The 15,151-nt window shown below is 60.3% G+C and carries 16 protein-coding genes; 9 read left to right on the forward strand and 7 right to left on the reverse strand.

What is annotated here, in order from left to right:
• The first annotated feature begins 391 nt into the window (after positions 1-391).
• The 3 genes from ABMC89_RS15015 to ABMC89_RS15025 all read left to right on the forward strand — a co-directional run bounded on the left by ABMC89_RS15015 (position 392) and on the right by ABMC89_RS15025 (position 2,521).
• Positions 392-1,279 carry a CsgG/HfaB family protein gene (locus ABMC89_RS15015; RefSeq protein ID WP_349569342.1) on the forward strand — a complete coding sequence of 296 codons (888 nt, stop codon included), beginning with the start codon at positions 392-394 and terminating at the stop codon, positions 1,277-1,279.
• Positions 1,276-1,992 (forward strand): hypothetical protein, encoded by a 717-nt coding sequence (locus tag ABMC89_RS15020; protein WP_349569344.1) that lies wholly within the window; start codon positions 1,276-1,278, stop codon positions 1,990-1,992. The genes ABMC89_RS15015 and ABMC89_RS15020 overlap by 4 nt, the downstream gene beginning before the upstream one ends.
• 133 nt (positions 1,993-2,125) lie before the next feature.
• Positions 2,126-2,521 carry a hypothetical protein gene (locus tag ABMC89_RS15025; protein ID WP_349569346.1) on the forward strand — a complete coding sequence of 132 codons (396 nt, stop codon included), beginning with the start codon at positions 2,126-2,128 and terminating at the stop codon, positions 2,519-2,521.
• Positions 2,522-2,834: 313 nt separating this feature from the next.
• On the opposite strand, the gene ABMC89_RS15030 is transcribed toward ABMC89_RS15025, so the two are convergent.
• Positions 2,835-3,470: a response regulator transcription factor gene (locus ABMC89_RS15030; protein WP_349569347.1), complete on the reverse strand. Its 636-nt coding sequence runs from the start codon at positions 3,468-3,470 to the stop codon at positions 2,835-2,837.
• A 264-nt stretch (positions 3,471-3,734) separates the two neighbouring features.
• Between ABMC89_RS15030 and ABMC89_RS15035 the strand changes: the two genes are divergently transcribed.
• The 5 genes from ABMC89_RS15035 (at position 3,735) to ABMC89_RS15055 (ending at position 7,383) form a co-directional block, all read left to right on the forward strand.
• On the forward strand, positions 3,735-4,247 hold the full coding sequence (locus tag ABMC89_RS15035) for a putative pterin-binding protein (RefSeq protein ID WP_349569349.1): 513 nt from the start codon (positions 3,735-3,737) through the stop codon (positions 4,245-4,247).
• A gap of 63 nt (positions 4,248-4,310) precedes the next feature.
• On the forward strand, positions 4,311-4,859 hold the full coding sequence (locus ABMC89_RS15040; RefSeq protein ID WP_349569351.1) for a hypothetical protein: 549 nt from the start codon (positions 4,311-4,313) through the stop codon (positions 4,857-4,859).
• A complete protein-coding gene (locus ABMC89_RS15045) occupies positions 4,832-5,824 on the forward strand; it encodes a PAS domain S-box protein (RefSeq protein ID WP_349569352.1) in 993 nt (330 codons plus the stop codon). The genes ABMC89_RS15040 and ABMC89_RS15045 overlap by 28 nt, the downstream gene beginning before the upstream one ends.
• A gap of 6 nt (positions 5,825-5,830) precedes the next feature.
• Positions 5,831-6,883 (forward strand): response regulator, encoded by a 1,053-nt coding sequence (locus tag ABMC89_RS15050; protein ID WP_349569354.1) that lies wholly within the window; start codon positions 5,831-5,833, stop codon positions 6,881-6,883.
• Positions 6,884-7,176: 293 nt separating this feature from the next.
• Positions 7,177-7,383: a hypothetical protein gene (locus tag ABMC89_RS15055; RefSeq protein WP_349569356.1), complete on the forward strand. Its 207-nt coding sequence runs from the start codon at positions 7,177-7,179 to the stop codon at positions 7,381-7,383.
• 102 nt (positions 7,384-7,485) lie between these two features.
• On the opposite strand, the gene ABMC89_RS15060 is transcribed toward ABMC89_RS15055, so the two are convergent.
• Positions 7,486-7,785 carry a hypothetical protein gene (locus tag ABMC89_RS15060; RefSeq protein ID WP_349569358.1) on the reverse strand — a complete coding sequence of 100 codons (300 nt, stop codon included), beginning with the start codon at positions 7,783-7,785 and terminating at the stop codon, positions 7,486-7,488.
• A gap of 488 nt (positions 7,786-8,273) precedes the next feature.
• Between ABMC89_RS15060 and ABMC89_RS15065 the strand changes: the two genes are divergently transcribed.
• On the forward strand, positions 8,274-9,299 hold the full coding sequence (locus ABMC89_RS15065; protein ID WP_349569361.1) for an alpha-hydroxy acid oxidase: 1,026 nt from the start codon (positions 8,274-8,276) through the stop codon (positions 9,297-9,299).
• Here ABMC89_RS15065 and ABMC89_RS15070 read toward each other — a convergent pair.
• Genes ABMC89_RS15070 through ABMC89_RS15090 form a run of 5 tightly spaced genes read right to left on the reverse strand, consistent with a single transcriptional unit; the run spans position 9,284 to position 14,566 of the window.
• Positions 9,284-10,129, reverse strand: a complete 846-nt coding sequence (locus ABMC89_RS15070) for an energy transducer TonB (protein ID WP_349569363.1) — start codon at positions 10,127-10,129, stop codon at positions 9,284-9,286. The genes ABMC89_RS15065 and ABMC89_RS15070 overlap by 16 nt on opposite strands.
• On the reverse strand, positions 10,126-10,584 hold the full coding sequence (locus ABMC89_RS15075; protein WP_349569365.1) for a biopolymer transporter ExbD: 459 nt from the start codon (positions 10,582-10,584) through the stop codon (positions 10,126-10,128). Before ABMC89_RS15075 ends, ABMC89_RS15070 begins: the two co-directional genes overlap by 4 nt.
• A 5-nt stretch (positions 10,585-10,589) precedes the next feature.
• Positions 10,590-11,426, reverse strand: a complete 837-nt coding sequence (gene exbB / locus ABMC89_RS15080; RefSeq protein ID WP_349569367.1) for a tonB-system energizer ExbB — start codon at positions 11,424-11,426, stop codon at positions 10,590-10,592.
• Positions 11,427-11,429: 3 nt separating this feature from the next.
• Positions 11,430-12,113, reverse strand: coding sequence for a Fe2+-dependent dioxygenase (locus ABMC89_RS15085; protein WP_349569369.1), 684 nt, complete (start codon positions 12,111-12,113; stop codon positions 11,430-11,432).
• Positions 12,114-12,172: 59 nt separating this feature from the next.
• On the reverse strand, positions 12,173-14,566 hold the full coding sequence (locus tag ABMC89_RS15090) for a TonB-dependent receptor (protein ID WP_349569371.1): 2,394 nt from the start codon (positions 14,564-14,566) through the stop codon (positions 12,173-12,175).
• Between the last annotated feature and the right edge of the window lie 585 nt (positions 14,567-15,151).

Genomic DNA, 15,151 nt, shown 5'->3' on the forward strand with positions numbered 1-15,151 from the left:
GAAGCGAGAATCCTGCGGTCGCAGCAATTGCGAATAGCTTGCTCGGAAAGGCGCTCGCGGCCATATCAAACGCCACTCTCTGCGTGTGGAGCGTCCTGATTTCCGCAGAATCGGCGGCAGGTGGTCGCTCGCTCGGGGCGCGGGAACACCCTTGAGCTGCTGCGGAAGTACAGGTTGAACTCAGATCCCGCTGAGCTGATTTGGGCGGATAGACCTAAGCCGCCAACGGGATGCCGGTGTCAAGCGTAGGTCGGTCTACGCATCGATACAGGTCTTGTATGCTTTCGTACATGAGCCTTATTCCCATAGCACCTTCTGCCAACCCTCTGCTCCATATCTTCGGAACAGCAATTGGGCGATCTTTCCTCTCGGGACACGCAGAGAGGTCAAGATGTTTTCCAAACGTTACAGTCAAATTTCTCGCCGCCGGATAGCGTATACAGCATTGATGGCTCTATCGGTTGGTGCGTGTTCGCCGAACATTCACTCGAATTCCGAGACAAAGCCGCTGCTGGGGCCTCCTGTTAGCAACAACGCTACTCCCTATTCCGTTTGTCTGGATGAGCTGGCGAAGAACCCCGGCCTTCACCGGCCAACAGTCGCGGTTGGCAATATCGCGGACAAGACCGGCAAGCGGGCATACGACTCTGTCAACGATAGCACGGAAGTAACGCAAGGCGCTTCCGAGATGGTCATCAGCGCGTTCTTCAAGACGCGCCAGGTCAACCTCGCAGAGCGGCTCGACCCGCGGATCGCTCTTTCCGAAGAGCAGCTCGTCCAGTCGAAGCTGATCAAGAAACCTGCCGGCGAGGCAAATATCGCCCCCGCGCATTTCATCGTCCTCGGGGCAGTGACGGAACTGAACTATAACATTCAATCTAGTGGCGAGCGGCTGTTCGTGGCGGGCATTGGCGGCAGCAAGCGTGCTGCGGTCATAAACGTGGGGCTCGATTTACGTCTCGTGGATACGAGAAGCCTCGGCACGGTTTATGTCACAAGCCTGCAAAAGCAGATTGTTGGCGTCGAATATGAGGCGGGCATCTTCCGCTTCTTCGGCGACCAATTCGTAGAATTCGACTCCGGCAAGGTTCGCAATGAACCGTTGCAACTCGGAGTGCGATCGGTGGTGGAACTGGCGGTCTACCAGATCCTCACCGAAGGGCTCGGTTTGCCAGCAAACAGTCATGAAGGCTGCGAACCGGGAGGGGAATACCCCGAACAACCAGACCAACAAAACCAACCAAACCAATCCAACTCAGATGAGGAAACCAAACCATGAAAATCCAAAAAATCGCTGTCTCCGCAATCGCCATCTTCGCCGCGGCACCTGCCATGGCATTTGATACCGTGACCTGGAACTGGAACGCCGATGTCGTCTCGTCGGTCACAACCGGCGCCGTCAGCGATGTCTCTGTGGCGCCTACCGGGCTCGAGCAGGTTGAATCCGAGCAGACCACGCTCGGTGACTTTGCGGCGACCAGCACGTCGAACCTGATCACCAACGACGTGGTGAACCTCTCTGGCCTCGCTCTTGACGATGTGGTCGCCGTGGAAACCACATCCACCTCGCTCGGCAACAGCGCCGCGCTTACATCCGATGTGTCCATGCAGTTCGACATGAACCAGACCTACGGCGGTGTTGATCTGGCCCTCGGCACCGGGCTGACCGGGACGATCGCCGATGTATCGCTCCCCGGCATTCTGGCCGCGACTTCGATCACAACCGGTGTCGTGAACGGAACGGTCGACAGTGGCGCAACAGCGATTGCCAACAATCTGACCGCAGATCTGGTCACCACATCGGGCTCGGATGCTTTCCTGATCGGAAACAACATCCAGAACGCCTATGCAGTGGCGACGGCAAGCTCGTTGGTTGATGGCGTCATCTTTAACGACGTCAACGGTCTGGGCACGCTGGTTGATCCGGCTGTCTCTTCGGTCTCCACCGCTCTGGGCAACAACCTCGGTGTGACAATCGACGGGATCAACTGATCAGAAAACGCATCTGCTTCTTCTGCCTCTCACGATGTCCCTCCAAATCGAACGGCAAGAACAGATGCGTCCCGCGGTCCGGGGACGCCCCCCACCCCCGGACCGCCCCAATTATCGGTAAACGGAGATGAAGATGAAAAAGATGTTCGCGCTAAGCATTTTCCTTGCGCTTCCGCTCGATGTCCTCGCTGGCGAAACGACATTCGTCACCGGTTCGCGGCCGTGGAATTTCTCTCCGCGCAGCCGAGAGAGCCATATCACGATGCATATGCGTGGCCCGGAAGGATTGAGAGCACCCCAGAGTGGCGCTGCTGTCCCGGGCGGCGCGGGTGGGCTCGGCTACGTTTCCAACTCTTATGCAATCGGGAACTGGGTTCAGGTGGATATGGTGCTCGGTGATGGGTCGGAAGGTCTGATCATGATCGAGAACGACCAGACGAACAACGGCGACCAGCAATCCGTTTCGGATATCCTGGGCGAGCTGATTGAAACCTATCAGGCCGACGATCAGGCAAACCACTCGCAATAGAAAATGCGTTGTCGCCGTGCAGCTTGGCTAGCGTGCCATTCCAAGCAGAGGCGGAACGACTGGCAGCAGGGGGGGGCGGCGATCCGCGCCCCCTTTGTGCGTTCTCTCCCCAAAGGCTGCGCAGCGGGGCTTCCCGCCAGACGGCATTCAGCAAAACGCCGCGCGGCAGATTTTCAGTCTGCGTCCACGAACGGGCTTTGGGATTTAACTCAGGTTTGGTGCTGGAAAGATCATCGTGCGCGGATGTCCGCACCGGTGTCACTGCAAACCGTTTCTCGCGCCGGGCGCTGATATTCCGCTCGCGCGGGTTGGCTCAAAGAAAATTCTTGTCGCGCGCGATCATGGCAGCATGGGTGCGATTGCGGGCGTTCAGCTTCCGGCTCAGCGTTTTGACGTGAAGCTTGATCGTGACTTCCTGCAGGTCGAGTTCGCGCGCGATTTCCTTGTTGGATTTGCCTGCCGCAATTCCGCGCAGAACCTCTGTCTCGCGCTGGCTGAGATCGCCTGCGACCTTGTCTTCCTGCCGGAGGAAATCATAGGGGACGAACACCCCGCCTGCGATCATGAAGCGCAGCGAAGACGCCATGGACCGCGAGGCCATCGTCTTGGGAATAAAGCCCGCCGCTCCGGACGCGATGGCCTCTTCCGCGATGCGGCGCGACGCGTCGCCCGACATCAGCGCCACGGGGCGGCCTTGGTTCGCTTCTATCATCCGCGCAACGCCATCGAGGCCGTTCATCCCCGGCATCTTGTAGTCGAGCAGGACCAGATCGAAATCGCCCGCGCTTGCGACCGCGTCCAGCGCGTCGTCCAGTGACGCAACTGTCGTGACCCGAAAATCGTCTTCCTGCTTCAGCAACGCGGCAAGGGATTCCCGGACCAGATCGTGGTCGTCGGCAATCAAAAGGCGTAGTTCGGGAGGTTGCACAGCTGTTGCGCGTTCTTCCATGGTCGAGTGCCTTTCCGAAGTTGAATCAGGCTCATTTTCCCTATCCACGGCCAGTCTTGGCAAGACGGAGTGGGGCCTGATTTTTGTGATAGTATAAAAGAGGGAAAATTCAGCAATGTCACGGGCCCGGACGGATCGTTCGATGATCCGTTCGCTTTGGGCGACTATCCCAAAGTATAGTCCTGTATTCCAATGCTACGCTGACGGGAGCGTCGGCACATGCGATGGTTCTCTTGCACGTTCGTCTTATACCGGAGAATTCATATGACACTTGCACGACACCTGTTTGCCCTGACGCTTGCAGTCGGGTTGCCCTTTGGCCCTGCGACTGCAGAAGAACTCCCAGCCCCCACGGGCGACATTCTGTTGACGGTGTCTGGCAACGTGCCGGTCACCAATGTCGGCGACACGGCCCAGTTCGACATGGCCCTTTTGCAGTCTCTGGATGCTGTCAGCTTTACGACGACCACACCCTGGACGGTCGGGGAGCAGAACTTCACCGGCGTGTCCCTGAAGGATCTGCTCGACCGGCTCGAGGTGAGCGAAGGCACGCTGTCGGCCAAGGCAATCAACGATTACGGTGTCGATATCCCCATATCTGACGCGGTCGAGGGCGGTCCGATCATCGCCTACATGCAAGGCGGCAAAGAGATGTCGGTGCGCGACAACGGACCGCTCTGGATCGTCTACCCCTATGATCTGAACCAAGACTATCAGGCAGAGGTGATTTATTCCCGTAGCATCTGGCAACTCGACCGTCTCGAGGTGTCGGAATAAACTGCGTTGAAAGGCGTAGTGTACATGCATGACGGTCAGGACCGGTAAGTGATTGCTTCAGCGTTGAAGAAAGACCTTCTGAACATCGGCGTGGCGGTGATTGCGGTGGCCCTGACCGCAAGCGCCGTCACCATGATGTTCCTGGCGGGCAGTGTGCGACTCGAGGTTGATCGACTGGCCGCGGCCAACTCCGATGCGACGCAGTGGTCTTTGGCACAGACGGAAGTCGACGTGCTGGCCTTGCAGATCGCTTTGGCAGATGCGGTTGCGCAGGGCGATGCCTCGGCACTGGCCGATGTCCGGCGCAAGTTCGACATCCTCTATAGCCGGGTCATGACCGCAACCAACGCCCGCCAGTTCGCCGAACTGCGTCTGGAGCAGGGCGCAGAAGAAGCCCTCGAAACGCTGCGCGGTTTTCTGGAACGTCGAGTTTCCGACTTCGACGGCCCGGATCCTGCCCTCAGGTCCGTGCTGCCAGAGATTCAGGACGACGTTGAAGGGCTGCGCGAAGTGGCGCGGTCATATTCCTTGCTCGGTGTCGGCTTCTTCGCTCCGAGTCGGACGAAAGACGCGAAACGCTCGCTATGTTGCTGGCGCGCATCGGCCTGCTGATCTTCGCTCTCGTTCTCATATTGCTGGTGTTCGTTTTTATCCTCATCTGGATGATCCGCAGAAGCGCGAACGCGGAACGCGCGGAGGCGAGCGCCCGAAATCGCCTGCAAGACGTGATTTCCACGTCCATCGACGGCATCCTTGCGGTGGACAGGCACGGCCGCATCCTCGATTACAATGGCGCGGCCGAGCGGATCTTCGGCTACACCCGCGATCAGGCCATCGGCCAGAGCATGGCAGAACTGATCATCCCCGACCATCTGCGCAGGACGCACGAGGCGGGAATGGAACGGTACAACCAGACAGGCGAAAAACGGGTCGTCGGTGCCGGTCTGGTGCAGCTTCTTGCAAAGCGAATGGACGGGACTGTCTTCCCCGTGGAGGCGACGATTGCCTCGGTCGATGCGGATGGAGACGAGATTTTCGTATCTTTCCTGCGAGACGTCTCCGAGCGGATCGCGGCTGAAAAGGAACTTGTCGAGGCGCGGGATCAGGCCGTTGCGGGTGAAAAGGCAAAGGATGAGCTTATCGCCGTGATGAGCCATGAGATGCGCACCCCGCTGAACGGGATTATCGGAACCACCGAACTGCTGCAGGACACCACGCTGGGCGCGAAGCAGCAGCAATATCTGTCTGCGATCGAAACCTCTGCCGGTCTGCTGCTAAGCCATGTCAACAATGTCTTGAGTATTTCCAGCGCAGAGGCCGGGAAGCTTGACCTCAGGCCGAGCGAAATCGACCCCGAAGAATTGCTGAACCAGTTGGTGACAAGCCAGAGCGCGAGCATTTCGAGCAACGGAAACACCGTTACTGTTTCAGTCAAAGAGGGCCCGGCGCGGTTCTGGGCCGACCGGAACCGCCTTTTCCAGGTCCTTCTCAATCTTTTGGCCAACGCCAACAAGTTCACGCGCAACGGGCATCTATTCCTCGAGTGCGACAGCGCCGCCGACGGGAATATCGTGTAGTTTCGCGTGATCGACGACGGTATCGGCATCGCGGAAAAGGACCAGCCGCACATCTGGGAGGATTTCAAGACCCTCGATGCGAGCTTCGGTCGCTTGACGGAAGGGTCGGGGCTGGGGCTTGCCATCTCAAAGCGGCTCGTCACCGCCATGGGAGGGCAGATCGGCGTCGAAAGCGAACTGGGCGCGGGAAGCCTGTTCTGGGTCAGGCTGCCTGTGAGGGCCGCAGCCGGAAAGGCGCTGGAGGCGGGCCATGCAGAAACGCCCAACGCGCCAGCACCTTCGGGGATCAGCCCCCTGAGCGTCTTGCTGATCGAGGACAACAAGATCAATCGCCTCGTGGCGCGCGACATCCTCGAACAGGCGGGACACCGGGTTGTGGAAGCTCCGGGGGGGCGCGAGGGCGTGGAGGCCGCTGCAAAGGAGCCGTTCGACTTCATACTCATGGATATTTCCATGCCGATTATCGACGGCATTGCCGCAACACAAATTATCCGGGACGCCGATGGCCCCAATCGCGACACGCCGATTATCGCCTTTACGGCCCATGCACACGACGACGATCTGGCGCGCTTCCGGGCCGCCGGCATGGTGGATACAATCATCAAACCGCTGACCAAACGGTCTCTTCTGGATGCTTTGGACAGGATCGGACATCACCCGGATCCCGACGGAATGGAGGAGACACGGGACGTTTTCTCGGTTTTGTGCAAGCAGCTGGGTGAGGCGAGGGTGGGCGCGCTCATCGACGAATTCATAGCGGAAACAGACCGGCTCGTCGCCAGATGTCCGAATGCGATAGGCGCGCCAGAGGAAGCAGAAGACATAGCACAGCACGCGCATAACGCCGCGGGAACTGCCGCGGTGTTCCGGCTGGAGGCACTTGGCCTGAGCCTCAGGAACCTCGAAGTCGAACTGAGACAGGATATGCGGTCGAACTTGCCCGAAGTTGTCGCGTCCTTCACCAAGGAGTGGTTGCAGGCCCGAGCGGCTTTGAAACTCTCTGCGCAAGGAATGGCTGCCGAGGATAATGACACCGCGCGTCTCACTGAAACCCTTTAGGTGTTTTGATGATGCAGTGAAAACACCGGCCGTTTATGGTGATATTCACGCGATCAGAAAACCTCGGTGATCCGCAGCGCAACGCTTGGGGCACTGGCGCGCACTCGCCAAATCGCGCCGCTGAAAACGCCGAGATAAAGGGCGGGGTATCAAACCTGAGGCGCAAATAGCGCGTTCTAGTCGATCAGGCTTTCGCCGGTATACCAAAGGCTATGAAAACTGGTCCGAAGAGCGCGCGCACCGAATTAGATTTTGTGGGACAGTTTATCCAGTAACAAACACTGGAGAATGCCATGACCCTCTTCATCGAGAGATCTGACTTTATTCGGGAAGAAACTTCTTCCATGGCGGTTGGTTCAATCGTATGTGTTCAGACAGGTAATTTTGCCACTGCGCAAGGCACACTTGTTTGGGAAAAAGATGACATGGCATGTATCCGTGTCTTCTCGACGCATATTGTTGGCCGGCGTATTACGGCAAATCCGTCCTGTATTTCCTGAGGAGGCATCGGGCTGGGAAACTCTCTCTATTTAAGTACCCGTTTCCGGCCTCTGGAATGGAATACAGAACGTTCTGATTTTTCAGGGTCGCTACGCCCCCGTTTACAGATCCGTGGCGGCCAACATCTCTCCGCCATAGGCGTCCATCAACTCGGCTCCGAACTCCTCCGCGCCTTCTGTGCGCAGGGCAGAGATATGGGTTATGGCGTCATCGCGGACTTGGCGGCTCGGGTAGACTGTGACGATCGCAAACCGGTCGAGTTCTGCATCGACCAGCATTGAATGCTTCGCACCCAGAGCCAGAAGGCCGGGAAAATACTTTGCCACCATCAGGTCTTTTACGTGGGCCAAGCTCTCGGTCTCGCCAGTGATCCGCCATGTCGTAATTGAAACAAAGCTCATTTGATCTTCTCCCATTCCTGACAGCATTACACACAACAGCCGTCTAGTCCCGCACGAGCGTTGTCCGAAAAGCATTATCTTGGCTGTTCGGATTCTTGTCCTTAAGACGTAAATGCGGTCCCTTTCCTCACAACGGATTGAGTTGTCTTACGTCGGCGCGCGTCTTCGGCGTCGATCCAGTTGCAGTCAGGCAACCAAGCGCTCGCTGATCCGTTCCTCCGTGCTGACTGGAAGTGCAGGTGCCTGACATCAGTGCATTTGCCGCCGGTGGATCACGCCCTTGGCGGGCGGTTATTTCCGGAATGCTGCTTTGCCCGATCAGCCGTATGGGCTAAACCGATCCCCATGTCGGAACCCGCGCCGGTGCCACCAATTACCGAAGCAGTTCGGCGTAATCTTACGTCAATTTGGATCGAATTTCGCCCGTGCTTGAACCAGACCAGCTTCCGCCGACTTTGAACGCCTATTACAGCCGGGCGCGGGACGCGATGAGCCCGGAAAATCGCGCCTATTTTCTGGCAGGTGCGGGAAACGAACGGACGGTTGCGGCGAACGAACGGGCGTTCGATGGGGTGTCGATCACGCCGCGGATGCTGCGGAATTTGTCGGGGGGATCGACGCAGACATCCTTCTTGGGCCAAACATTGACGGCCCCCTTTCTGATCGCGCCCTTTGCCTACCACCGTCTGCTGCATCCCTCGGGCGAGGTCGCGACAGCCAAGGGCGCGCAGGCCCAGGGGATCAAGATGGTGCTGAGTGCGCAAAGCAGTGTGCAGGCGCAGAAGGTGCGATCTGCAGGCCCCGGCAGCGACTGGTTCCAGTTGCACTGGATGGGCAGCAGGCAGTCCACGCTTGAACTGGCGCAACTGGCGACGGACGCGGGATTTGACAGGTTGGTTCTGACGGTCGATGCGCCGGTGCAGGGGGTGCGCGACCGCGAGATCGAGGCCGGTTTCCGTTTGCCACCGGATGTGGGCGCGGTGAACCTTGCCTCCATTTCGCGGCCCGCTTTCGCGCCGCTCGAGGGCGGGCAGTCGATTGTTTTCGACCGCATCGCCCACAGCCTGCCGACGTGGGACGATGTTGCGTGGCTGATCGACGCGGTGGGGGTTCCGCTTTTGCTCAAGGGTATTCTGCACCCCGATGATGCGGAACAGGCGCAATCAATCGGGGCCGCAGGAGTGATCGTGTCAAACCACGGAGGTCGCGTTCTCGACGGGGGGCCTGCCACTCTGGCCGCGCTGCCTGCGATCGCAGAAAAGGTCGGGCCCGACTATCCGCTGCTCATGGACGGGGGGATCAGGCGCGGCGTCGATACCTTCATCGCGCTCGCGTTGGGGGCAAAGGCGGTGCTGATCGGCCGTCCTGTGGTCTGCGGTCTGGCGGTCGCGGGGGAGCTGGGCGTCAGCCACGTCTTGCGGCTGTTTCGCGACGAGCTGGAAATCGCCATGCTTCTGAGCGGCTGTGCGCGGATCGAAGACATCCGCCGCGACATGGTTCACCTGAAGCTGTAACGCAGCGGGATAATCAGGGCGAAGGCGTCACCGGCAAGATAGTTGGGCGGTGTGGGCATCTTTTCCAGACCCTCCACTGTCCTCAGCGCAGCACGATCGAGAATTTCCGAGCCTGACGATTTCGCCACCTCTGTCGATATCAGCGCACCGTAGCGGTCGACCGTGAACTTGACCTGCACCTCTCCTTCGATCCGGTCACTGCGTGCCTGTGGCGGATAGGTCTTCGCTTTGCTGATCAGCAGCACGATGCTTTTTTGCCATGCGCGGATTTCCTCGGTCTGCTCGGCGGTCAGCCCCTCGGATTCGGCCTGTGCGGTATCCGCTTGCGCATCGGCGCGCGGCCCCGCGATCGACTGCTCCGACGCTTGGCGATCTTGCGCGCCGACCTGACTGTCGACGTGCTCCTGTTCGGGGTCTTGCTCGGTCGCGATGTCTTCGGCGGTCTTTTCGGTTTCTGCCTCGGGCTCGGGCGCCGCGACGCCGAATTTCAGGCTGTCGTCCTCGACCTCATAGGGGATCTGGCTGAGGACGGGCTGTTCTGACGCCTGTGCGGCGTCCACGGGCTCGGGGCTTTCGGTCACCGTCGGGGCCTCTTGCGCCGCGTCCTGTGCAACGCTGTTTTCCTCCAGTGCAGCAGGTGCGGCGATGGTATCGGACAGATCGAACAGCATCGCACCGGTCACGCCTTCTGCCTTCGCATCGGCCGGATCTGCCTGTGGCGCACGGCCCATGACCAGAAGCGGCACCCCTGCGTGCAGCGCACCGCTCAGCAGAATCGCGGCACACCAGAAAAGCGGCATGGCGCTGCGGGATGTGTAGGTCAGGCTCATCTATCGGCACCCGCGTCGGTATCGCCCGCATCGACCGTGTTCTCGTCCAGACCCACCAAACCGATCTTCAGGAAGCCATCGGCGCGCAGAATGTTCATGACCCGGATGAATTCACCGTAAGGCACCGATTTGTCGGCACGGATGTAGATCCGGGTGTCACGCTTCTGGACGGTGGCGATGCCCACGTCGATGTAAAGCCGCTCGTGCGTCGTCGCCTTTTCGCCCACCGACAGCGCAAGGTCTTCGGTGATCGTGATAAAGACCGGATCGCCTGATCGGGCCGGGGCCTCGGCAACTGCCACCGGCAACTCCACCGGGATGTCGACGGTGGAAAGCGGCGCTGCGACCATGAAGATGATCAGCAGCACCAGCATGACATCGATGAAGGGGGTGACGTTGATCTCGCTGTTTTCGCCAAGATCGCCGTCGTCGTCACCGCGAAGCCGCGCCGCCATGACCGTTACTCCGCCGCGGGGGCCGATACGGACCCCAGCCGGTAGAGTGGCCTTTCGCCGCTGTCGCGCAGCGTGGCACTGTCCAGATCGCGCGAGAGCGTCCGCTCCACCAGCGCGCCGGCATCCGCGAGCATCACCTTGTAGCCGCCCAAACCGCGTGCAAGGACGTTATAGAAGATCACCGCGGGGATCGCGGCCACCAGACCGATGGCCGTGGCCAGCAAAGCCTCGGCAATGCCCGGCGCGACGATGGCCAGATTTGTCGTATTGCTTTCCGAAATCGAGATGAAGCTGTTCATGATGCCCCAGACGGTGCCGAACAGCCCCACGAAGGGTGCGGTCGATCCGACGTTTGCCAGAACACCGGCGCCAAGGCTCATGCGTCTGGCGGCCCCCGCTTCGATCCGCGCGATTTCCGACCCGACACGTTCCTTGATGCCTGCCTTGGCATCTGCGCCGGTTGCCGAGGCTTCGCGCTCGCGCAGCGCCGCGCGCACCATCTGGCCGACAACGCCTTTCCGGCGTTCGAAATGATCGCGAACCGCAACGAGCGAACCGGCCCTGTCCAGATCCCTGTAGCGCCGGCGCAGCACGGTGCGGTCCCACCGCAGGATCATGATCCGGGCCGCGAAGATGACCCACACGAGCGCGGATGCGAAGAGAAGCGACAGCATCACCGCCTTCACCACCCAGTCGGCGGCCATGAACATGCCAAAGGGCGACATATCGCCGTGCGCGCCCTGCTCGAAGAGCGCTGTAAGTGTCGCCAGATCAAGCGCGCTTGCTGGCCCGGCGGCCGCGGTGAACGCTGTTGTGGCGAAAAGGGTCGTTGGAAGCTTCATCGTTCAGGTCTCTGCCCATATGCGGATAAGGTTGTGGTAGATGCCGGTCAGGCGCACGGTTTCGGGATCGTTCGCGCCGATGGATGTGCTGAGTGCCTGAATGGACTGATCGAGGTCGAACAGGATCGTGCGGTGCGCGTCCGATCTGATCATGCTTTGCAGCCAGAAGAACGAAGACACCCGTGTCCCGCTGGTGACGGGGGTCACCTCATGCAGGCTGGTCGACGGATAGAGGATCATATCCCCCGCCGGCAGTTTGACGGTCTGGGCGCCGTAGTGATCCTCGATCACCAGCTCGCCACCCTCGTAGGCTTCGGGCTCGCTCAGGAACAGGGTCATCGACAGGTCGGTGCGCAGACGCTCCTGCGTCAGGGGGTTTACGCGGATGGCATTGTCGATATGCGCGCCGAAGGTTTCGGCCTCGTCGTACCTGTTGAACATCGGTGGCAGGATGCGCGCCGGCAGGGCCGCCGACAGAAACAGCGGATTGGCGGTCAGCTTCTGCAGGATGAATTTGCCCAGCGTCTGTGCCGTGTCCGACGCAGGCGGCAACTGCTGATTGCGTTTGACTTCCAGCGACTGCGGACCGGCGGTGTTCGAGCCGCTTTCCCAGTCCGCGGCATCGAGATGCGCGCGCACGTTCTGCACGTCTTCCTTGGTCAGGATCGAGGGAATGGTGATGAGCATAAAATACCTTCAGGGGCCTGCGGGCAGCCGCAAAGCTGCCCGCGTCGTTGGCGGCCGGTTCAGAACTTCATTTCCAGCGCCACGGAGATTTCGCGGCCCGGGGCGACATAGGTGAAGGGTGTTCCGGAACGATAGGCGGCATCGTAGACCGTCGTGTCCGCGACATTGGTAATGCCCATCTTGATGATCGCGTCGTCGGCGACCGCATATTCCCCCAGAAGATCGAAGGTAAAGGCATCCGGGATTGACCTGCCGTTGGCGGCAACGCTGCCCAGATCAATGGAACCCTGATAGTTGACGCGCCCGCCGATCATCAGCTTGTCGGTGACCTGATAGGTGGCCAGAATGTTGATCTGCTCGTGGGCCACGTTGGCCACCGACAGGCCGATGTTTTCGCCATCGGCGCTGTCCAGCACCTTGCTGTCCATGAAGTTCGCGCCGCCGAAGATGCTCAGCTTTTCGGTCACCCTGCCTGCGAGCCCGAGTTCGAGGCCGCGGATACGGTATTTCAGCGTGTCCGACGTGACCGCAGCACCACGGGGGCCGATATCCTCGCGCGCCTGATCCTTGGTGGTCTGGTAGAGCGCCGCCGTGAACAGAAGATCCGGCGTGATGCTGTATTTCGCCCCGATCTCAAGCGACGTGTTCTCTTCCGGAGCGAGCCCGGAGCCGCCGTCATCAAGGCCACCGTAGAACCCGCCGCCCGCTTCCAGCTCCTGACCGGCCGGATTTGTCGATGTGGCCGCCGCCGCATAGACATTCAGCCTGTCGTTGATGGCGTAGGTCGTGCCGAGGTTCCAGTTCAGCATCACATCGTCCCGCGACAGCGCATATGGTTCGTCGTCTCTCACGCCCGTGCGCTCGATGTCGTACATGTCGACCCGCAGGCCGCCGTTCACTTTCCACCGGTCCGACAGGGTGACAGTGTCCAGCGCGTAGAGCGACTGTGTCTTGACCTGTGTGGTCGTAACATCGGTTCCCAGTTGCGGCTGTTGGCCGGTCCAGCACCCTTCCGCAATGGGATCGGGATTGACCGCGCTGACCGTACACCCGCGCTGGCCCTCGGGCGGCAGGTAGTCTTCGCTGCTCAGGTTGGAGTAGCCAAGCCTTCTGATATGCTCGCGCGAGGCGGCAAACCCCAGCACATAGGTGTGGGTGGCGCCGCCAATCCGGCCTTCGCCCGCCAGCTCCAGCACATTTGCCAGAACCTCCGTTTCCTGGTTCCAGCTTTTGAAGCTCAGCCCGACCTGCCAATCCTCGGGATCGGTCGAACCGTTATCGATCAGCCTGCTCGGCGCGGTAAGGACATAGTCGTTGAGCGATCGCGAGGCCCGCAGCGTATTGGTCAGCGTCATGCCGTTGTCGAAGGAATATGTCGCCTTGGCGGTGCCCACGGTTTCCTCGAAGGTCTGGAAATCGCGCCCCTTCACGCCGTAGAAGGTGCTCCGGTCAATCCCGTATTCCGTGACCGGCCCGACGACACCCAGATCCTCGTTGTTCACATAAGGCACGCCCCAGTCAGGGGTCTGGTCGATCTTGGTATAGCTCAGGTTGCCTTCCAGCGTCAGCGCATCGGTCGCCTTGAACTTCAGCGCCAGTGCCGCGCCCTTGCGGTCGTCGATGACGCTGTCGCGCCCTGCCACTTCACCGTCCTGAAGCATACCGTTGAAGCGCAATTGCAGGCGGTCGTCGAAAACCTTGTTGGTGTCGATCGTCTGGCGCACGGTGGAGGCGTCGGTCACCGTCGTGATCGTCCGCGTGAAATCAATGTCCTGCGGGCTTTTCGAGATGACGTCGATCGCGCCGCCCGTAGTGCCACGCCCGCCGACGGTCCCTGCGGGGCCTTTTACCACCTCGACCTGTTCGGTGTTGAATGTCTCGCCTACACCAGTGCCGGGGCTGCGGATGCCATCGGTATAGGTGTCGTTATTGGCCTTGAACCCGCGGATATAGAGGTTGTCCCCGAAGGAATTGCCGCCTTCGCCGAAACCGAGGGAGATCCCCGGTGTCGACCGGGCCAGTTCGCGCACGCTGGTCGTTCCGGTGGTTTCCAGAACCTCCTGTGTGATCGCGGTCACCGTGCGCGGAGTGTCCTTCAGCGGGCCGGGTATGCGGCTGTTCGCCAGAGTGTTCGCTTTGAACGGGGCGTCCTGATCGACAAAGCGGCTGCTGCCTGCCGCCGCCTTGGCGTCGGCGCGCGCCTGGATCTCTGCCGTCTGGCGGGCCTCGCGCTCTGCCGCTTCCTCGGCGGCGCAGACGGGCGTGCCTGCCAGCGCCGATGTGCAGACCGCCGGTGCCGCTGTCCGGGGCTCTGCCGCGCGCCGTGGTGCGGGCCGCGCTTTTGCGGGGGCAGGGGCTGCCGGTCGTTGCGGTGCCGCTTCTTCGGTCGTCTCTACCTCGACGGTTGGAAGAATGATCAGATCCGTTTCCTGTGCGGCGGTGGACGTGGCCATGCAAGCCATCGCCAGGGAGGCCCCAAGGCCACCGGCAACAAGAGTTGAGTTTCTGTGAAGCTTGTCCGGGCAAGCACGATTTTCAGGGGGGCGACGCATAAGTCTCTCGCTTTGCAGATTATTTTTATGCTGGCCACGCGATCGGTGGTCTGCTTGTTCAACATCTCACCTCGTATCCTGACTATTTTAGTAAGTAAATATTAAAAACTTAGTAAAACACTCAGGAATCAAATTTTAACCTCGCAACGCCAGCATCGCGGCGGGGCAACCGGCCGTGATTCCGAAAACTTCAGCTAAAAACGAGGAAATGCGCCTTTGGAAAAGGCGCGGGGGCCGGGGCCTACGCGCGGAAACGCTCTGCCCTTAACCCACCCGCCACAACGTGAAGGCGTGCGCGCACGCGATGCGCCGCTCGGCGGGTACATATCAGCAGGAAGGGGAATCGCCGGTCGCAGCGCAAAGGTCACCCATCCGACCGCGCGGGCCGCAGGTGCCGTGGCAGCTCTGCGATGGGTGAAGCAGAAAAACGTGGTCGCGGGCCAGCACTGGTGCAAGCCCTGCGGAACCATGTCTCACAGCAGCGGC

Source organism: Sulfitobacter sp. HNIBRBA3233, assembly GCF_040149665.1.
Classification (GTDB): Bacteria; Pseudomonadota; Alphaproteobacteria; order Rhodobacterales; family Rhodobacteraceae; genus Sulfitobacter; species Sulfitobacter marinivivus.